Annotated in this window: 20 protein-coding genes and 1 riboswitch; of the genes, 16 read left to right on the top strand and 4 right to left on the bottom strand. The window is 58.4% G+C overall.

What is annotated here, in order from left to right; all coding sequences use genetic code 11:
- Window positions 1-51 precede the first annotated feature (51 nt).
- Both C2U40_RS12030 and cysB read left to right on the top strand, forming a co-directional pair.
- Complete coding sequence (locus tag C2U40_RS12030; RefSeq protein WP_010634255.1) at window positions 52-927, top strand: LysR family transcriptional regulator; 876 nt, start codon at window positions 52-54, stop codon at window positions 925-927.
- 73 nt (window positions 928-1,000) lie between these two features.
- Window positions 1,001-1,975 carry an HTH-type transcriptional regulator CysB gene (cysB, locus tag C2U40_RS12025; RefSeq protein ID WP_010634254.1) on the top strand — a complete coding sequence of 325 codons (975 nt, stop codon included), beginning with the start codon at window positions 1,001-1,003 and terminating at the stop codon, window positions 1,973-1,975.
- A gap of 78 nt (window positions 1,976-2,053) precedes the next feature.
- On the opposite strand, the gene ribA is transcribed toward cysB, so the two are convergent.
- Complete coding sequence (gene ribA, locus C2U40_RS12020) at window positions 2,054-2,647, bottom strand: GTP cyclohydrolase II (protein ID WP_060389106.1); 594 nt, start codon at window positions 2,645-2,647, stop codon at window positions 2,054-2,056.
- Between the two features lie 249 nt (window positions 2,648-2,896).
- On the opposite strand from ribA, the gene cmk reads away from it, so the two are divergent.
- The 6 genes from cmk to pyrF all read left to right on the top strand — a co-directional run bounded on the left by cmk (window position 2,897) and on the right by pyrF (window position 8,153).
- Entirely contained in the window at window positions 2,897-3,589 is a 693-nt protein-coding gene (gene cmk / locus C2U40_RS12015) for a (d)CMP kinase (protein ID WP_103827166.1), read from the top strand.
- A gap of 93 nt (window positions 3,590-3,682) precedes the next feature.
- A complete protein-coding gene (rpsA, locus tag C2U40_RS12010; RefSeq protein WP_011705690.1) occupies window positions 3,683-5,353 on the top strand; it encodes a 30S ribosomal protein S1 in 1,671 nt (556 codons plus the stop codon).
- A 95-nt stretch (window positions 5,354-5,448) separates the two neighbouring features.
- On the top strand, window positions 5,449-5,733 hold the full coding sequence (ihfB, locus tag C2U40_RS12005; RefSeq protein WP_011705691.1) for an integration host factor subunit beta: 285 nt from the start codon (window positions 5,449-5,451) through the stop codon (window positions 5,731-5,733).
- A 156-nt stretch (window positions 5,734-5,889) separates the two neighbouring features.
- Entirely contained in the window at window positions 5,890-6,174 is a 285-nt protein-coding gene (locus tag C2U40_RS12000; RefSeq protein WP_011705692.1) for a LapA family protein, read from the top strand.
- A 9-nt stretch (window positions 6,175-6,183) separates the two neighbouring features.
- Complete coding sequence (gene lapB / locus C2U40_RS11995; protein ID WP_016350438.1) at window positions 6,184-7,350, top strand: lipopolysaccharide assembly protein LapB; 1,167 nt, start codon at window positions 6,184-6,186, stop codon at window positions 7,348-7,350.
- Between the two features lie 101 nt (window positions 7,351-7,451).
- A complete protein-coding gene (pyrF, locus tag C2U40_RS11990) occupies window positions 7,452-8,153 on the top strand; it encodes an orotidine-5'-phosphate decarboxylase (RefSeq protein WP_103827165.1) in 702 nt (233 codons plus the stop codon).
- Between the two features lie 49 nt (window positions 8,154-8,202).
- Here the strand turns inward: pyrF and rrtA are convergent, their stop codons facing one another.
- On the bottom strand, window positions 8,203-8,781 hold the full coding sequence (rrtA, locus tag C2U40_RS11985) for a rhombosortase (RefSeq protein WP_233768769.1): 579 nt from the start codon (window positions 8,779-8,781) through the stop codon (window positions 8,203-8,205).
- On the opposite strand from rrtA, the gene C2U40_RS11980 reads away from it, so the two are divergent.
- The 5 genes from C2U40_RS11980 (at window position 8,711) to C2U40_RS11960 (ending at window position 11,652) form a co-directional block, all read left to right on the top strand.
- Window positions 8,711-9,397, top strand: coding sequence for a tRNA-uridine aminocarboxypropyltransferase (locus C2U40_RS11980; RefSeq protein ID WP_103827163.1), 687 nt, complete (start codon window positions 8,711-8,713; stop codon window positions 9,395-9,397). The two genes, rrtA and C2U40_RS11980, sit on opposite strands and share 71 nt — an antisense overlap.
- A 22-nt stretch (window positions 9,398-9,419) precedes the next feature.
- Window positions 9,420-10,127 (top strand): 7-cyano-7-deazaguanine synthase QueC, encoded by a 708-nt coding sequence (queC, locus tag C2U40_RS11975; RefSeq protein ID WP_011705697.1) that lies wholly within the window; start codon window positions 9,420-9,422, stop codon window positions 10,125-10,127.
- 61 nt (window positions 10,128-10,188) lie between these two features.
- Complete coding sequence (queE, locus tag C2U40_RS11970; RefSeq protein WP_181014728.1) at window positions 10,189-10,860, top strand: 7-carboxy-7-deazaguanine synthase QueE; 672 nt, start codon at window positions 10,189-10,191, stop codon at window positions 10,858-10,860.
- 1 nt (window position 10,861) lies between these two features.
- A complete protein-coding gene (locus C2U40_RS11965) occupies window positions 10,862-11,092 on the top strand; it encodes a DUF3820 family protein (RefSeq protein ID WP_103827161.1) in 231 nt (76 codons plus the stop codon).
- Window positions 11,089-11,652, top strand: a complete 564-nt coding sequence (locus C2U40_RS11960) for a cob(I)yrinic acid a,c-diamide adenosyltransferase (RefSeq protein ID WP_103827160.1) — start codon at window positions 11,089-11,091, stop codon at window positions 11,650-11,652. The genes C2U40_RS11965 and C2U40_RS11960 overlap by 4 nt, the downstream gene beginning before the upstream one ends.
- A gap of 66 nt (window positions 11,653-11,718) precedes the next feature.
- On the opposite strand, the gene C2U40_RS11955 is transcribed toward C2U40_RS11960, so the two are convergent.
- Window positions 11,719-12,123 (bottom strand): H-NS family histone-like protein, encoded by a 405-nt coding sequence (locus C2U40_RS11955; RefSeq protein ID WP_103827159.1) that lies wholly within the window; start codon window positions 12,121-12,123, stop codon window positions 11,719-11,721.
- A gap of 321 nt (window positions 12,124-12,444) precedes the next feature.
- Window positions 12,445-12,616, top strand: a riboswitch (Lysine riboswitch).
- Window positions 12,617-12,702: 86 nt separating this feature from the next.
- On the opposite strand from C2U40_RS11955, the gene C2U40_RS11950 reads away from it, so the two are divergent.
- Together C2U40_RS11950 and C2U40_RS11945 are read left to right on the top strand one after the other, a co-directional pair.
- On the top strand, window positions 12,703-14,283 hold the full coding sequence (locus C2U40_RS11950) for a Na+/H+ antiporter NhaC family protein (protein ID WP_011705702.1): 1,581 nt from the start codon (window positions 12,703-12,705) through the stop codon (window positions 14,281-14,283).
- An 86-nt stretch (window positions 14,284-14,369) separates the two neighbouring features.
- Window positions 14,370-14,951, top strand: a complete 582-nt coding sequence (locus C2U40_RS11945; protein ID WP_011705703.1) for a thymidine kinase — start codon at window positions 14,370-14,372, stop codon at window positions 14,949-14,951.
- Window positions 14,952-15,019: 68 nt separating this feature from the next.
- On the opposite strand, the gene C2U40_RS11940 is transcribed toward C2U40_RS11945, so the two are convergent.
- Entirely contained in the window at window positions 15,020-16,357 is a 1,338-nt protein-coding gene (locus tag C2U40_RS11940; RefSeq protein ID WP_103827158.1) for a flavohemoglobin expression-modulating QEGLA motif protein, read from the bottom strand.
- Window positions 16,358-16,515: 158 nt separating this feature from the next.
- Between C2U40_RS11940 and C2U40_RS11935 the strand changes: the two genes are divergently transcribed.
- Window positions 16,516-16,971 (top strand): YbjN domain-containing protein, encoded by a 456-nt coding sequence (locus C2U40_RS11935; protein ID WP_029301206.1) that lies wholly within the window; start codon window positions 16,516-16,518, stop codon window positions 16,969-16,971.
- Window positions 16,972-17,088 lie beyond the last annotated feature (117 nt).

The raw sequence follows: 17,088 nt of genomic DNA, 5'->3' as shown, positions 1-17,088 counted from the left end.
AGAACATAAATATAATATATTTAAGTTATCCATCTGATAAACCAAATTGATATGGACCTGAAACAGCTCACCTATCTGCTGGCGGTACGGGATGCCGGCTCCTTTACCAAGGCGGCCAACGGGTTGCACGTGGCGCAGCCCGCCATCAGCATGGCCATCGCCAAGCTGGAGCAGCAGCTCGAGCTGCGCTTGTTCGACCGTCAGGATCGCAACGTGCGGCTCACCCCGGAAGGGGAGGTACTCTGCCGCCATGCCGAGCGCCTGCTGCGCCAGATGCATCAGGCCGAGGCCGAGATGGCCGAGCTCAAGGGGCTGGAGCGCGGAGAGGTGCGCATCGGAATTCCCTACATGATGGGCTCCTATTACTTTCCGCCGATCCTGATGGCATTCAAGCATCGCTACCCCGGCCTCAAGATCCGGGTGGAGGAGGCGGGCACTCGCGAACTATTGAGCCGCATGGTGGACGGCTCGCTGGATCTTGCCATCCTCATCACCAGTGATCTGCCGCCGGCGCTGGAGGGCGCCCAGCTGCTGCGTGAAGAGATGTTGATGGTGGTGGGGGAGGAGCATCCGCTGCGCCAGGCCCGGAGTGTGTCGCTGAGCGAGTTTTTCAGCCAGGAGCTGGCGATGTTTCGCCGTGGCTTCTATCACCGCGAGCACATGGAAGCGCTGGCCCAGGGACTGGGCTGCGAGCCCGACATCGCCTTTGAGAGCAACCTCATCCCGCTGCTCAAGGCGGTGGTGAAGCAGGGCTTTGCGGTGACCACCTTCTTGCGGATGGCTCTGGACGAAGAGCCAGCCCTGACCGGGATCCCGTTTGCCCCCCCGATCTTTCTCGATCTCTGCGTGGCGTGGCGGCGAGGGGATCCGCTCTCCATGGCCAACCGCGCCTTGCGGGATTTTTTGCTGGCGCAGGCACAGCCATAAATAGCCAAGAAGGAAGGGCTATCAGGCAAAAGTTTGTTAGTATTAGTTCAAGTCGCCTTTAGAGCCTAACATCATGAAACTCCAACAATTGCGTTATATCGTTGAGGTTGCCAACCACAGACTGAACGTGTCGGCAACGGCAGAGAGCCTTTACACCTCTCAGCCAGGGATCAGCAAACAGGTGCGCATGCTGGAAGATGAGCTGGGGATCCAGATTTTCGAGCGCAGCGGCAAACATCTGACCCAGATCACCCCGGCTGGCCGGGACGTGATCAAGATTGCCAACGAGATCCTGGGCAAGGTGGAGAGCATCAAGTCGGTGGCGAGTCAGCACACTCACCCCGAGCAGGGTACGCTCCACATTGCGACCACCCACACCCAGGCCCGTTATGCGTTGCCCGACGTGATCAAGGGCTTCATCAAGCGCTTTCCCAAAGTCTCCCTGCACATGCACCAGGGCACGCCGACCCAGATCAGCGAAGCCGTGGTCAAGGGCCAGGCCGATTTTGCCATCGCCACCGAGGCGCTGCACCTCTACGAAGATCTCATCATGCTGCCCTGCTACCACTGGAACCGCAGCGTGATCGTGCCCAAGGGCCACCCGCTGACCCAGGTTGGCAAGCTCTCCATCGCCGACATCGCCCGCTTCCCGCTGGTGACCTATGTGTTCGGCTTTACCGGCCGCTCCGAACTCGACACCGCCTTCAACCGGGCCGGTTTTGAGCCCAATATCGTCTTCACCGCCACCGATGCGGACGTGATCAAGACCTATGTCCGGCTGGGGGTAGGGATCGGCGTAATGGCGACCATGGCGCTGGATCCCCAGGTCGACACCGATCTGGTGGCGCTGGATGCCAGCCACCTGTTTGCCCACAGCACCACCAAGATCGGCTTTCGCAAGGGCTCTTTCCTGCGTACCTACATGTATGATTTCATGACCCGTTTTGCCCCGCATCTGACCCGGGATGTGGTGGAGCGGGCCATCGCGCTGCGCTCCAGCGACGACGTGGATGCCATGTTTGCCGATATCGAGCTGCCCATCCGCTAGCGCCGCGGCGATATGAGAGCAACAAAAAACGCCTCCCGATGGGAGGCGTTTTTCATGGCGGCTAGCGGCGAGGCGGGTTCACTTCTTGAGCATGTGATCCAGCTTGTTGGCCTTGGTCGAGAGGTAGAACTCGTTGTGGGGATTGCGCCCTTCCTGCAAGGGCACCCGCTCCGCTACCGGAATGCCGAAGGATTCCATCGCCTTCATCTTGCGCGGGTTGTTGGTCATCAACTTGAGGGATTTCACCTCCAGCTGCTTGAGCATGTCGGCGCAGATGGTGTAGTCGCGCATGTCGGCGGCAAAGCCGAGTGCCACGTTGGCCTCGACGGTGTCGGCGCCCTGATCCTGCAGATGATAGGCCCGGATCTTGTTGAGCAGGCCGATGCCACGGCCTTCTTGGCGGACATACAACAAGACGCCACGGCCGGCCTTGGCGATGTTTTCCAATGCAGCCTGCAGCTGGAAGCCGCAGTCGCAACGCAGACTGAACAGGGCATCCCCGGTCAGGCACTCTGAGTGAATGCGGCCCAGCACCGGCTCATCACCCGTGATATCGCCCATCACCAGTGCGGCATGATCCTTGCCGGTGCCGGTTTCCTGAAAGCCTACCAGCGTGAAAGTGCCCCAGGGGGTCGGCAACTTGGATTTGGCCACGAGGGTAACGCTGCTCATAGGTTGCTCCTTACTACAGCTGCTTAAAAAAGGGCGGCCAGTTTAGCGCGCCTTGTGCGGAACAACCATAAGAACAAAACCTTGCACAACTTAATGGTTTGCCTGGCGGTACACAAAGAGGACAGTTGCGACTGGTTTTGCGCAAATGTGTGCCACGACGACTGCCAGGCTCGGCACATTTGGGTATAATCGGCGCCCATTACCCCATCCCTCCCGGGATGTGTGCAACAAGTGTGCAGGAGAGACGTTATGCCGCAGATGGCCCCCGTGATGACAATTGATGGCCCGAGTGGTGCAGGCAAGGGCACCCTGTGTCAGTTGCTGGCTGAAAAACTGGGTTGGCACCTGCTCGATTCCGGCGCCATCTATCGGGTGCTGGCCCTGGCCGCCCTGCATCACGATGTAGAGCTCGATGCCGAAGCTGCGCTGGTTCCCCTGGCCGCCAATCTGGACGTGCAGTTCCAGGTCGATGCCGAGCAGGTGAAAGTCGTGCTGGAAGGGGAGGATGTCTCCCGTACCATCCGTACCGAGGATGTGGGCAATGCCGCCAGTAAAATCGCCGCCTTCCCGCGGGTGCGCGAAGCCCTGCTGCGTCGTCAGCGAGCATTTCGCCAAGCCCCCGGCCTCATCGCCGACGGTCGTGACATGGGTACCGTGGTTTTCCCGGAGGCCGAGGTGAAGATTTTCCTCGACGCCAGCGCCGAAGAACGGGCTGCCCGCCGCTATAAGCAGTTGCAAGATAAGGGCTTTGATGTTAACTTTGAGCGTCTTTTAACCGAGATTCGGGAACGTGATGATCGCGACAGAAATCGCGCCGTTGCCCCCCTTAAACCGGCAGAAGATGCTCTCGTGGTGGATTCAACCGCCATGTCCATAGATGAAGTGCTGGTAACGGTGCTTGCCTATGCAGAGCAACAACTTGGTGATGTCAGTACAAACTGATGTCAGTCGTCTGCACCATGGATGGCGCAGATAATTTAAAACAACCCCGCTTGTGCCGGATTGCAAGTGGATGTTTCATTTGTGACATAAACAATGATCGAATCTTTTGCTCAACTCTTTGAAGAGTCCCTGAACGCCGTTGAAACCCGTCAAGGTTCCATCGTCAAGGGTACTGTCGTTGCTATCGAAAATGGTTTCGTACTGGTTGACGCCGGTCTGAAATCCGAGTCCGCTATCCCGGCTGAAGAATTCAAGAACGCCATGGGCGAGCTGGAAATCAACGTAGGCGACTCCGTTGACGTGGCTCTGGACTCTATCGAAGATGGTTTCGGCGAAACCAAGCTGTCCCGCGAAAAAGCCAAGCGCCACGAAGCCTGGCTGCAGCTTGAAAAAGCTTACGAAGAGCAAGCTACCGTTATCGGTATCATCAACGGCAAGGTCAAGGGTGGTTTCACCGTTGAACTGAACGGCATCCGTGCCTTCCTGCCGGGTTCTCTGGTTGACGTGCGTCCGATCCGTGACACCGCTCACCTGGAAAACAAAGAACTCGAGTTCAAAGTCATCAAGCTGGACCAGAAGCGCAACAACGTTGTTGTTTCCCGTCGTGCCGTGATCGAGACCGAGAACACCTCCGAGCGCGAAAGCCTGCTGGCTAACCTGCAAGAAGGTCAAGAAGTTAAGGGTATCGTCAAGAACCTGACCGACTACGGTGCATTCGTAGATCTGGGCGGTGTTGACGGCCTGCTGCACATCACCGACATGGCGTGGAAGCGCGTTAAGCATCCTTCCGAAATCGTCAACGTTGGCGACGAGATCGCAGTCAAGGTTCTGAAGTTCGACCGCGAGCGTACCCGTGTATCCCTGGGTCTGAAGCAGCTGGGCGAAGATCCCTGGGTTGCTATCGCCAAGCGTTACCCGGAGACCACCCGTCTGTCTGGCCGCGTGACCAACCTGACCGACTACGGCTGCTTCGTTGAAATCGAAGAAGGCGTGGAAGGCCTGGTACACGTATCCGAGATGGATTGGACCAACAAGAACATCCACCCGTCCAAGGTTGTTAACGTTGGCGACGTGGTTGACGTGATGGTTCTGGACATCGACGAGGAGCGTCGTCGTATCTCCCTGGGTCTGAAGCAGTGCAAATCCAACCCGTGGCAGCTGTTTGCCGAAACTCACGCCAAGGGCGACCGTGTTTCCGGCAAGATCAAGTCCATCACTGACTTCGGTATCTTCATCGGTCTGGATGGCGGCATCGACGGCCTGGTTCACCTGTCTGACATCTCCTGGAACAACCAGGGCGAAGAAGCCGTGCGTGAATTCAAGAAGGGCGACGAGATCGAAGCCGTTGTTCTGCAAGTGGACCCGGAGCGCGAGCGCATCTCCCTGGGCGTCAAGCAGATCGAAGAAGACCCGTTCAATAAGTACCTGTCTGACAACAAGAAAGGTGCTATTGTGAAGGGTAAGGTTACCGAGGTTGATGCCAAGGGTGCCGTGATCGAACTGGCTGACGGCGTAGAAGGCTACCTGCGTGCCTCCGACGCTGCTCGTGACCGCGTAGAAGACGCCACTCTGGTGCTGTCTGTTGGTGACGAAGTTGAAGCCAAGTTCATGGGCGTTGATCGCAAGAACCGCACTGTAAGCCTGTCTGTCCGCGCTAAGGACGAGGCTGATGAGCGTGTTGCTATCGACAGCCTGAACCAACAAGAAGAAGTTGTGTTCAGCAATGCCATGGCTGAAGCGTTCAAAGCCGCCAAGGGTGAGTAATCCTTGATGCAAGAAAAGGGCGGCGTGTCACGCCGCCCTTTTTTATCATTGGCGTAATGAATATTGCATGTGATCGGGGAAGGAGATTTAACGTTATGACCAAATCAGATCTCATCGAACAATTGGCTGCCAGCCGCATGCATATGCCGGCCAAGGATGTCGAAGCTGCCATCAAGGAGATCCTTGAGCAGATGGCATCGACTTTGCAAAACGGCGACCGGATTGAAATCCGCGGATTTGGAAGTTTTTCACTGCACTATCGCGCCCCCCGCGTGGGCCGCAACCCCAAAACCGGGGACAAGGTTGAATTGACCGGGAAATATGTTCCCCATTTCAAACCTGGCAAAGAGTTACGCGAGCGAGTGAACATCGCTGAATAATGCAGAAAATGGCATACTTGGGTATGCCTTTTTTGTTTTTATGGTTTGCCTTGTGGCAATTGTCCGGTTTCTCCAAGTCTTTTCCCATTCGCTCTAGAGTCTGCCGGTGATTTTAAGGATAATCAGCCTTTCATTAGATACTGACAGGGAGCTCCTATGAAGCGTATCTTGGCCCTCATTCCACTGGTGCTGGTGTTTATTCTGACCCTGGCCGTCGGTTCGCAAAATGGCCAGCTGGTGCAGTTCAACTATCTGATTGCCCAAGGCGAGTTTTCACTCTCCATGTTGCTGGGATTCTTTTTTGGTGGTGGCTTCCTGCTGGGTTGGCTGGTATTCGGTCTCTTGTTCCTGCGTCTGAAGATGCAGAATCGCACCCTCAATCGCACCATGCGCCGTCAATCCCGCGAGTTGGAGCTGGCTCGGTCGGCTGCCAAGGAATAATGTCCCTCGATGCTTGAACTGCTTTTCCTGCTGTTGCCCATTGCTGCCGGTTACGGCTGGTACATGGGGCGCAGGAGTGTTCGCCAGGACACCCAGAAACAGAGTAACCAGTTTTCCCGCCAGTACGTGGCGGGCCTCAATTATTTGTTGTCCGATGAATCAGACAAGGCGGTGGATCTCTTTATCCAGCTGCTGGAAGTGGACAGCGAAACCATCGAAACCCACCTCTCCCTCGGCAACCTGTTTCGCCAGCGTGGCGAGGTGGATCGCGCCATCAAGATCCACCAGAACCTGGTGACCCGCCAGCTGACCCGGGAACAGCGCCAGCTGGCGTTGCAGGAGCTGGCGCGCGACTTTCTTGCTGCCGGTCTGCTGGACAGGGCCGAGGCGCTCTGGAACGAGCTGTGCGATGACAGCGACTATGAAGAGACGGCGCTGGCCCAACTGTTGATCATTCATCAGCAACTGCGGGATTGGGACAAGGCCATCGACGTGGCGGTGCGGCTGCAGAAGTTTCAGGGCAAGAAGCTGGCCGAGCCCATTTCCCATTTTTACTGCGAGCAGGCAGAGAGCGCCTTGCGTGAAGGGGACAAACCCGCCGGGCTTGCCAAGCTCAAGCGGGCGCTCAGCGTCAACCCCGCCTGTGCCCGTGCCAGCCTGCGTCTGGCGGAACTGGCCATGGCGGCAGGGGAGTACGAGCAGGCCAGCAAGGATCTCTTGCGGGTGTTCGAGCAGGATATCGACTTTGCCTCCGAAGCCATTCCCTCCCTCAATGAGTGCTATCAGCGGCTGGGCCGTGCCCACGATCTCATTCCTCTGCTGGAGCAGGCGGTGGAGGATCATGCCGGTGTCAGCGTGACGCTGGCACTGGCCAAGCTGGTAGAAGAGCGCGATGGTCTGAGTCAGGCCCGTGCGCTGGTGCTGCGCCAATTGCGCCGTCATCCCTCCATGAAGGGCTTCTATCAGCTGGTGGGCTTCCAGCTGGCAAGCGCTGAGGAGGGCCCTGCCAAGGAGAGCCTTGAGCTCTTGCAGCAGCTGGTTGGCGAGCAGATCAAGATCAAATCCACCCACAAGTGCCGGCAGTGTGGTTTTGCCACCCACTCCCTGTTCTGGCAGTGTCCCTCCTGCCGCCAGTGGGGGTCCATCAAGCCGATCCGCGGCTTGGACGGGGAGTAAGAGCCAGCACAAGATCATGAGCCAGGCCGCTGCGGCCTGGTGTTTTCAGGTCGAACCGGGGCCAAGCTCCGGGCGGCGAATAACCATCGATAGGAAGTGAGATGCTAGATCCCAAAGTACTGGTTGCGCTGGATTATCAGCACGAGGCCGATGCCTTCGCCTTCATTGAACGTATCTCCCCGGCCCAGTGCCGTCTCAAGGTAGGCAAGGAGATGTTTACCCTGTTTGGCCCCCAGTTCGTGCGTCAGCTGGTTGCCAAGGGATTTGATGTCTTTCTGGATCTGAAGTTTCACGACATTCCCAACACTGTTGCCAAGGCGGTAGCCGCCAGTGCCGAGCTCGGCGTCTGGATGGTGAATGTGCACGCCAGTGGTGGCGAGCGGATGATGCGGGCCGCCAAGGAGGCGTTGCTGCCTTATGGTGACAAGGCGCCGCTGCTTATCGGGGTGACCGTGCTGACCAGCATGGAGCAGACCGACATGGCGCCGCTGGGGCTCACTGTCGGCCCGGCCGAGCAGGTGATCCGGCTGGCCAAATTGACCAAGGAGGCGGGGCTCGATGGGGTGGTCTGTTCCGCCGAAGAGGCGCGTGAATTGAAGGCGCTGCTCGGTGCCGACTTCAAGCTGGTGACGCCGGGGATCCGTCCCGCTGGTTCAGCTGCTGGGGATCAACGCCGGGTCATGACACTGCTGGCGGCGGTGGAGGCAGGGGCCGACTATCTGGTGATTGGCCGCCCCATCACCCAGTCGGCCGATCCTGCCGCCATGCTGGCAGGCATCAACGCCGAGCTGGCAAATCGATAATGGACAGAATGCCGGCCCGATGTGGGGCCGGCATTGCATCATGTACGGCTTACTCCTTGGGAGCGGGCTCGCGCAGGGTGATCGGGAGTAGGCCGAGCAACAGGCCGGCGCCCGAGCCAATCAGATGTGATTCAATGTGTACCCTGGCGCCGATGAGGGCGGACACCGGGCTTTCCCCCGCACTGTAGAAGTCCACTCCGAGCTTGATCGCCACCCCTGCCAGCATCAGCCAGCCGGAGTAGCGGCGATAGCGGATATCCTGCAGCGCGCCCCAGACGAACAGGCCGTGCAGCGCGCCCGACAATCCCATGTACCACTGGGTCTGCGGACACCACCACCAGATACCGAGCCCGACGGCGGAGCCGAGCAGCAACAGCAGCAGCGGCAGCCGACAACCGGTCAGGTATTCGCGAAACAAGCTGTAAAGTACCCACAACCCGCTCAGATTGAGCAGCAGGTGCCACAGATTGGTGTGGGCCACATTGCCTGTTATGATGCGCCACCCTTCACCCTGGGCTATCAGGGTGCGATCGAAGGAGATCTGGTGATTCGGCACGATGAAAAAGAGCAGCAAACTGGCGAGTGAAAGCGTGATGACCCAGAGCAATCCTGATTTTTCTGACAACATGAAACAGTCCGACGACAACAAGAGCCGCTACTGTACACGTTGCACCAGAGCCCTCAAAGCCTGTCTGTGTGATTATATTCGGCAGGTGCCGCATCTCGCCCCTCTCCATATTTTGCAGCATCCGAGCGAAGTCGGGCATCCCAAGGGTACCGCCATCCTGCTGGCCGCCTCGCTGGCGCAGGCCCGTCTGCATGTGGGCGAACAGGTGGCCGACGTCCCCGAGCTGGCGGCCTTGCTGGCCGATCCCGCGCTGCAGTGTTATCTGCTGTGGCCGGATGAGGAGGCCATCTCGCTTGCCAGGATACGGGAGAGGGCGGCGGCCGAGCCGGCTCGTCGGGTCTGTTTTTTGCTGCTTGATGGCACCTGGCGCAAGGCCTACCGGATGCTGCACAGCAACCCTGAGTTGCAGCAACTGCCGCGGATAAAGCTGGACGCCGTCGCGGGGCAATATTCCATTCGCAAGAAGCCGTTTGCAGAGGCGCTGTCGACCCTGGAAGCGGGCTACCATCTGTTGTCCCAGTGGGAGAGGGCGCCCGATCGCTTCGCTCCGCTGATGACCCTTTTTACCCATTTGAACCGGCAGTGGCACGATTTTGCCCAGGGCCGGCGCAGTTGAACTGCCCAGAGGAGAGTTATTCGTGAAAAAAGCCGTCGTGGTATTCAGTGGTGGTCAAGACAGCACCACCTGCCTGGTCCAGGCCTTGTCCCGTTATGACGAGGTGCACGCCATTACCTTCGACTATGGCCAGCGCCATCGGGAAGAGATCGAGACGGCGCGCCGTCTGGCAAGCCAGCTCGGCATCGCTGCCCACAAGGTGATGGACGTGACCATGCTGGGCGAGCTGGCCATCTCGGCCCTGACCCGGGACGAGATCCCGGTGAGCTTCGAGTTGCAGGACAACGGCCTGCCCAATACCTTCGTACCGGGCCGCAACATCCTGTTCCTCACCCTGGCTGCCATCTACGCCTATCAGGTGGGCGCCGAGGCGGTGATCACCGGGGTGTGCGAGACCGATTTCTCCGGTTATCCCGATTGCCGTGACGAGTTCGTCAAGGCGCTCAATCAGGCAGTCTCGCTGGGGCTGGATCGTGCTATTCGCTTCGAGACCCCGCTGATGTGGCTCGACAAGGCCGAAACCTGGGCACTGGCGGATCACTACGGCCACCTCGACACCGTGCGCCAGCAGACGCTCACCTGCTACAACGGCATTGCCGGCGACGGTTGCGGTGCCTGTCCTGCCTGCGATCTGCGCAGCCGCGGCCTGCAGCAGTACCTGGCCGACAAGGCGGGCGTGGCGGCACGCTTGCACCAAAAAACCGGGCTGGGCGAGAAAAGCGGATGCTGAACCTGCGTCTCGGCCTTGCTTGGGGTATAATCCGCGACTTTTGCAACCAGCCGTGACCAAGATGCATTACCCAATCAACGAGATATTCCAGACCATCCAGGGGGAGGGGGTCTTCACCGGCCTGCCCGCCATCTTCGTTCGCCTGCATGGCTGCCCGGTGGGGTGCCCCTGGTGCGATACCCGTCATACCTGGGTGGTCGATCCTGCTCGTGAAGTGGGGGTGCAGGCGGTACTCGACTGTTCCAACGAATCCGATGGCTGGAGCAAGATGAGCACGGAGCAGATCCTGGCCAGCTTCCAGCAGCTTGGTTATCAAGCGCGCCACGTGGTGATCACGGGTGGGGAACCCTGCCTCTATGATCTGCAGGATCTCTCTGCCGCCCTGATTGAGGCGGGTTATCAGGTGCAGATCGAAACCAGCGGTACCAGCGAGATCCAGACCCATGAACAGACCTGGGTCACCGTATCCCCCAAGATCAATATGAAGGGAGGGCTGCCGGTGCTGGTCTCTGCCCTCGAGCGAGCCAACGAGATCAAGCATCCGGTGGCCACCGAGCGCCATGTGGAGGAGCTGGATACGCTGCTGGCCACCGCTTGCTTGCGTGAAAACGTGGTGATCGCGCTGCAACCCATCAGCCAGAAACCCAGGGCCACTCAATTGGCGATGGCAACCTGCATTGCCCGCAATTGGCGGCTCTCCATCCAGACCCATAAATATCTGGATATTGATTGAGATGGAGTGGTTGTCCGACGAGCGGGTATTGTTGTCCTTGGCCAACAAGATGCCTTACGGCAAATATCGGGGACGTCGCATCATCGATATTCCGGAGCCTTATCTGGTGTGGCTGGCCCGCACCGGTTTTCCCGCCGGTTCACTGGGTAAAACGCTGGCGCTGGCCTATGAAATCAAGCTCAACGGGCTGGAATCCATGATTGTTCCCATTATTAACAGGATGTCGGTATGAGGATATATACGAGGCAGGGTGACAAGGGCATGACTCGCCTGGCCGATGGGCTGCAACTGGCCAAAGACGATATACGGGTAGAAACCTATGGTTATATTGATGAATTAAATTCTCATATAGGTCTTCTTATTGCCGAGGTGCCTGCGGCCGAAACCGGATTATTGGCTGACTTGTTATTATTGCAACAGGAATTGTTCGATCTGGGCGGGGAGCTGGCATTTTCCAGCGCAGCTCAGGAAGCGACCATCTGGCAGGTGAATAATGAGTGGACCTTGCGGCTGGAGCAACAAATTGATACCTACAGCGCCAATTTACCTGTGCTGCGCAATTTTATTTTGCCCAGTGGTTCCCGTGCGGCGGCACAAGCCCATGTGGTGCGAACCCTCACCCGGCGCTGCGAGCGTCTGCTGCTGACCCTGAGCCGCAGCGAGCAGCTCAATCCGGCCATTCTGCCCTACATGAACCGGCTGAGTGACTGGTTCTTCACCATTGCCCGCTACTTGCTGGCCTGTACGGCGACCCCAGAAGTGCTCTGGATCAAGGCCGCAGAGCGGGGCTGATAGTCAGGCTACAGACAATAAAAAACCTCGCGATGCGAGGTTTTTTATTGCGCCGATACGGCTTTATCAGATGGCAAATTCTTCGACGGATTTACCTTCGGCAACGGCCTTGGCAATCACGGAAGGCATACGGCCTTGGCCGGTCCAGGTTTTTTCCACGCCGTTGTCCATATAACGGTATTTGGCCGGGCGGGGAGCACGTTTGCCCTTGCTGGCCTTGGCGGGTTCCACGGCCACGGTGCCAACCAATTCGGCCGGATCGATGCCGGCAGCTTTCAGCATTTCGGCATATTCGTTAATTTTACGCAGATGTTCTTCACGAGCCTGACGCTCGGCGGCTTCATCCTGCTGGCGCTCGCTGACAATAGTGGAAAGCTTTTCCAGACCTTCTTCCAATTGTTCCAGTGTCAGCTCACGGCAAGCGGCACGCAGGCTACGGACATTCAGCAGGACTTTCAAAAATTCGTTCATAGTGTTCACCACGCGAGCAAAAGAGTGAATTAAATAGATATAGTAATTTTGGCTAATTTATACGGCCATTTATGATCAAGTCAAGTCAGCTGAATTAATAAATTCATAGTGGAAATTAAGTGATCTATTTTGGATTCAGGCCCGATTCAGCAATATTGGCAACGTACATACTCGACTGAGTTCTTGATAGATGAAAATAGCGACAAAATCATAATGTTTGCACCATTTGACTACCACTATGCCATTTTAAGCCACGCCATTTGGTGATTTAATCAAAAAACTTGCTATAACGTGCCGGCACGATAAAATGTGCCTCGAATACCTTTAAGTAGAGGCGCGCTGCCTATGACTACTTGTGCGGAGGGTGATGCCTGTGATGCACGAGGAAAGGAGTCAGCGCCGAAGTGGCCAGGCCATCATACCGGGCTGCTGGTTCTGCATCTAATAGGTGCAGGACTGCCATAGTCATCCACTATGGAGCGCTACCTGAAGGGGCTGAGGAGTATTACCTCCCCATGGGTTTTGTTTCTTTATCCTCTCGGTAGATCTCCACCTGCTGTCTTTAGGTGCAAAGAGATCATGGACATCATTCACTACGCCGACTCCGGTTGGTCAATCATTCCACCCCTGCTGGCCGTCGCCCTGGCAATCCTGACCCGCCGCGTCCTGCTGTCGCTGGGGGTGGGCATAGTCACTGGCAGTCTGCTGCTGAACCAGTTTTCTCCCCTCGATTCCCTGCATTACATGTTGAACACTGTGCTCAAGATCTTCTGGGTCGACGGGGCACTCAACCGTGACAACATCAACATGTTGCTGTTCATGCTGCTGCTGGGCGGTCTCATCAGCCTGATGAGCGTTTCCGGTGCGACCCGTGCCTTCGCCGAGTGGGCCGCCAAGCGCGCCAAGACCCGCAAGGGGGCCAAGACGCTGACCGGCATGATGGTCTTTGCCTTCTTCATCGATGACTTCTTCCACAGCCTGTCGGTAGGGGCCATCTGCCGTCCGGTGACCGACCGCTTCCAGATCTCACGCGCCAAGCTGGCCTACTTGCTGGACTCCACCGCCGCCCCGGTCTGCGTGCTGATGCCCATCTCCTCCTGGGGTGCTTATATCATCGCCCTGGTCGGCGGCATCATGGCGGCTCACGGTATCACCGGGCAGAGCCCCATCTCCGCCTTTGTCGAGATGATCCCGATGAACCTCTATGCGGTGTTCACCCTGATCATGGTGTTGGTGGTGATCGCGTTCCAGCTCGACATCGGCCCGATGCGTCAGCACGAGCAGTGGGCGCTGGAAGGCAAGCTGTGGGATGAGTCCAAGGGCCGCCCCATCGGCCTGGACATGGAGAGCCCGGAGGAGAGCAACGGCGGCATGATCGACATGGTGCTGCCGATCCTGACCCTGACCGCGGCCACCGTCTATTTCATGATTGACTCCGGTGCCGCCGTGCTGGCCGCCAATGGCGAGCCGTTCAGCGTGCTCGGCTCGTTCGAGAATACCAATGTCGGCTCGTCCCTGGTGTATGGCGCCCTGTGCAGCCTGGTGGTCTCCATCGGTCTGGCCATGCGTCTCAAGCTCGGCGCCAAGAACTGGATCAAGGCTGCGCCGCAAGGGGTCATGGCCATGTTGCCGGCCATCAACATCCTGCTGTTTGCCTGGACCATCGGCGCCGTGGTGCGTGACGTCGAGACCGGCAAGTACCTGGCATCGCTTGCCAACGGCAACCTGCCCATCGAGGTGCTGCCTGCCGTGGTCTTTATCCTCTCCTGTGCCATGGCGTTTGCCACCGGTACCAGCTGGGGCACCTTCGGCATCATGCTGCCATTGGCCGGTGACATGGCGGCGGCCAGTGACATCACGCTGATGTTGCCGATGCTGGCCGCCGTCCTGGCCGGTTCCGTGTTCGGTGATCACAGCTCGCCCATCTCCAGCACCAGTATCCTGTCGGCCACCGGTGCCGGCTGCCACCACATCGACCACGTGATGACCCAGCTGCCCTATGCCCTGGCCATCGCCTTCGGCGCCGCCCTCGGTTATCTGGTGATGGGGCTGATGCACTCGGTGCTGGCAGGCTTCAGCGTCAGTGCGCTCTGGTTCGTCATCTTCTCCAGCTACCATTTGCGCAAGGCAAGGTCCCAAGCGGACCTGGCCATCGCATAAAAAGAACAAGGGGCCGCCAGGCCCCTTGGTTTTGTTGGGGGCTTTGGTTAGCATGCGCCCCATAAATTCAGTTTCGGAACAGTACCATGGCTTCACTGCACTACAAGTTTGCCACCATGAATTCAGGCAAATCGACCCAGCTCATTCAGGCGCACTTCAATTATCTGGAGCGGGGCATGCATCCCTTGGCCATGACACCCGCCATCGACGACCGCTTCGGGGTCGGGGTGATCAGTGCCCGGGTGGGGTTGGAGCTGAGAGTCGAGGTGTTCAGCGATAGCTGCGATCTGTTCGAGATGGTAAAAGCCCGCCATGCCGAGCGGCACATCGACGTGTTCATCGTCGATGAAGCCCAGTTCCTGACCAAGGAGCAGGTCTATCAGCTGGCCCGCATCGTCGACGAGCAGGACATTCCGGTGATCGCCTACGGCCTCAAGACCGATTTTCGTGGCGAGCTGTTTCCCGGCTCCTACCACCTGCTCTGCCTGGCTGACAAGTTCGAGGAGCTGAAAAGCATCTGCTGGTGCGGCAACAAGGCGCACATGAACTCCCGGGTCAATGAAGCCGGCCAGGTGATGCGCGATGGCGAGCAGGTGGAGATCGGCGGCAATGATCGTTATGTCTCTCTGTGTCGCAAACACTATCTGGAAGGGCGGGCCTTCAAATAATCCCCTCTTCATCGCGATGAGTGGATAGAAAAAGGCGCCAATTTGGCGCCTTTTTTGTTGCTGGCGGTTCAGTCAATTTCGATGTCGACGGGGGCTATGATGGGATCGGCCACCGGCAGGCGGTGGAACAGCTGACGAAAGTGCTGCTGGACCCGGCCGATATCCACCAGCGACATGCCGCAGGCGAAGCCGAACCAGACGTAGAGGCCGGTGAGATCGCGAAACATGGGAGGCAGATAACGGGGCGCACTGATCAGCCCCTCCAGATAGTGCTGATAGAGCACCGGGATGTCATCCAGGGTCACCTTGCCGACAAACAGCATGGGCAGGATCTCGGGCACCCCCTCCAGCACGGCGCTGCGGATGAAGTTGACCGTCTCCACATAGCCCTTCACATAGGAGAGATCCTTGGTGAAGCAGGCGCCGCCCTCGACCATGCCGCCGCGAAACACTCGCTGGGTGATCTTGTAGGCGTCGTGTTCGCTGGTGCCCTGGCCGACGAAGTGCTGGAACACCTCGATGAAGTCGGCGCCGCGCTCCGCCATGTCGATGGCCATCACCCGATCCGAGATGCGCTTGGCCCGGTCCGGGAAGGAGCTGAAGGTGAGGGTCTCTATCAGCACCGCCAACCCCTCCTGACAGGCGGTGATGCGCGGCGAGCCGGCACTGAGCCAGGTGGCATAGGGTTGCTGGCGGCCGTTGAGGGTGGTGCCCACGTGCACCCAGCCCTCGTGGACCTCCAGCACCTGCAGATCCAGCTCGGAGAAGCGGGCGTGGGAGTTGAGCTTGATGTAATCACCGCCGGCCGCCGCGTCCGAGACGATGCCATCGCTCAGCTTGACCTGCACGGTGCCGTCACTGAAATAGCTCGACAGCTTGCCCTGCAATTTGGCCACCGCCGCTTCCCCCTCGAACTCTTTGGGGTAGGGGCGGACCAGGTGGCGGGCGCCGGGCAGGGAGAAGATGTCGCACAGCCTCGCCCCCAGCTCCTTGAGGGTCTTGCGATCGCCGCGCAGGTGATCGCCAGCTGAGCCGTACAGCAGCTGGCTGTAGCGCAGAAAATCCTGTTGGCCGCGCTGGCGCAGCATTTCGATGACCACCATGTATTGATCCACCGTCTCCTGCAGGATGTGGCCAAGCTCGTCCTGAGGGCCGAGCCGGCGGCGGATCCGGTCCCGCAGCTCCTTGAGCTCCAGATACTTGTTGCGGGGATCAAAACCGAGGGGGAGGCCATCATAGAAGGCTTTGTCGACGGCTGGCAGCGTGCGTCCTCCACTGGCCAGAAAGTCGGCCTGCAGGTGACGGGGCCACTTGATGGCATCCAGAATGCGGATGGGCTTTTGCAGGATCAAGAGTTCATCCGAGAGGGATTTCAGATGCAGGCGGTACTTTTCTTGGATGGTCATTTAGCCCCCTGTGGGGCGAGTGTGGCGCTGGAATGGGCTGAGTATATGCAGGCGGCTTGCCAAAAAGAAGCGAGGCGTGTGCTTATCCGGCCAGTGCGCTTTTGGTTGCCGGAAAATTGGTTTAGACTGCGCCCCTTGATCCCAATTGTGTCGTGGAAATGATGAATATCCCCAGCTCCGAAATGATAATGCGTTGGTTGCAGCAGGCTCGTATCGAGCACTACGTCTGTGATCAGTGCCACGGTATCCACATTGTCTCTCTGCAGTCCGTCGAAGGCATTCAGGAGAGCCGGATCTTCGTCGAAGAGGAAGGGCTGCTGTTTTCATCCGAGCTGGAGGTGCGTCCCTCCGCCTTGCTGCCGCTGGTGGCCGAACTGGGTCGTCTCAACATGCAGTACCCGTCGCTCAAGGTGTTCCTCGACATCATCGATGACAACCTGCCGCGTCTGGTGGTGGGCCACACCGTCTTCACCAAGGCCGGTCTGTCGGTCGAGCAGTTCCTGCTGTTCGTTGAAAGCACCATCGCCACCACGCATGAAGTGGTCTCCGAATGCGAGCGGTTGGGCTTCCTGAATCTGCCGGAAATCCAGGTTGCGCCGGAGTCTGTGCACTGATTTGTGCGTTAAATGTGCGAACGGTTCGCCTGATGCAAAAAGCCGTTGACGCCGGGGGGGCTTTCCCCTAAATTACGCCCCGTTCCAGCGCAACGGCGCAGCGAACACCGTGCTGTC

Origin of the sequence: Aeromonas sp. ASNIH4 (assembly GCF_002934425.1) — a bacterium.
Lineage (GTDB): Bacteria > Pseudomonadota > Gammaproteobacteria > Enterobacterales > Aeromonadaceae > Aeromonas > Aeromonas hydrophila.
Note: the sequence above shows the minus strand (reverse complement) of the source record. Positions and strands in the feature narration are given on the sequence as shown.

What these genes read in the sequence shown, in the direction of transcription:
- queE (WP_181014728.1), top strand. Translation starts at nt 10,189, where the DNA reads ATGCATTACCCAATCAACGAGATATTCCAGACCATCCAGGGGGAGGGG.
- C2U40_RS11950 (WP_011705702.1), top strand. Translation starts at nt 12,703, where the DNA reads ATGGACATCATTCACTACGCCGACTCCGGTTGGTCAATCATTCCACCC.
- C2U40_RS11960 (WP_103827160.1), top strand. Translation starts at nt 11,089, where the DNA reads ATGAGGATATATACGAGGCAGGGTGACAAGGGCATGACTCGCCTGGCC.
- C2U40_RS11955 (WP_103827159.1), bottom strand. Translation starts at nt 12,123, where the DNA reads ATGAACGAATTTTTGAAAGTCCTGCTGAATGTCCGTAGCCTGCGTGCC.
- rrtA (WP_233768769.1), bottom strand. Translation starts at nt 8,781, where the DNA reads ATGTTGTCAGAAAAATCAGGATTGCTCTGGGTCATCACGCTTTCACTC.
- C2U40_RS11965 (WP_103827161.1), top strand. Translation starts at nt 10,862, where the DNA reads ATGGAGTGGTTGTCCGACGAGCGGGTATTGTTGTCCTTGGCCAACAAG.
- C2U40_RS12000 (WP_011705692.1), top strand. Translation starts at nt 5,890, where the DNA reads ATGAAGCGTATCTTGGCCCTCATTCCACTGGTGCTGGTGTTTATTCTG.
- C2U40_RS11940 (WP_103827158.1), bottom strand. Translation starts at nt 16,357, where the DNA reads ATGACCATCCAAGAAAAGTACCGCCTGCATCTGAAATCCCTCTCGGAT.
- rpsA (WP_011705690.1), top strand. Translation starts at nt 3,683, where the DNA reads ATGATCGAATCTTTTGCTCAACTCTTTGAAGAGTCCCTGAACGCCGTT.
- pyrF (WP_103827165.1), top strand. Translation starts at nt 7,452, where the DNA reads ATGCTAGATCCCAAAGTACTGGTTGCGCTGGATTATCAGCACGAGGCC.
- cmk (WP_103827166.1), top strand. Translation starts at nt 2,897, where the DNA reads ATGCCGCAGATGGCCCCCGTGATGACAATTGATGGCCCGAGTGGTGCA.
- cysB (WP_010634254.1), top strand. Translation starts at nt 1,001, where the DNA reads ATGAAACTCCAACAATTGCGTTATATCGTTGAGGTTGCCAACCACAGA.
- ihfB (WP_011705691.1), top strand. Translation starts at nt 5,449, where the DNA reads ATGACCAAATCAGATCTCATCGAACAATTGGCTGCCAGCCGCATGCAT.
- ribA (WP_060389106.1), bottom strand. Translation starts at nt 2,647, where the DNA reads ATGAGCAGCGTTACCCTCGTGGCCAAATCCAAGTTGCCGACCCCCTGG.
- C2U40_RS11935 (WP_029301206.1), top strand. Translation starts at nt 16,516, where the DNA reads ATGATGAATATCCCCAGCTCCGAAATGATAATGCGTTGGTTGCAGCAG.
- C2U40_RS12030 (WP_010634255.1), top strand. Translation starts at nt 52, where the DNA reads ATGGACCTGAAACAGCTCACCTATCTGCTGGCGGTACGGGATGCCGGC.
- lapB (WP_016350438.1), top strand. Translation starts at nt 6,184, where the DNA reads ATGCTTGAACTGCTTTTCCTGCTGTTGCCCATTGCTGCCGGTTACGGC.
- C2U40_RS11945 (WP_011705703.1), top strand. Translation starts at nt 14,370, where the DNA reads ATGGCTTCACTGCACTACAAGTTTGCCACCATGAATTCAGGCAAATCG.
- C2U40_RS11980 (WP_103827163.1), top strand. Translation starts at nt 8,711, where the DNA reads ATGAAAAAGAGCAGCAAACTGGCGAGTGAAAGCGTGATGACCCAGAGC.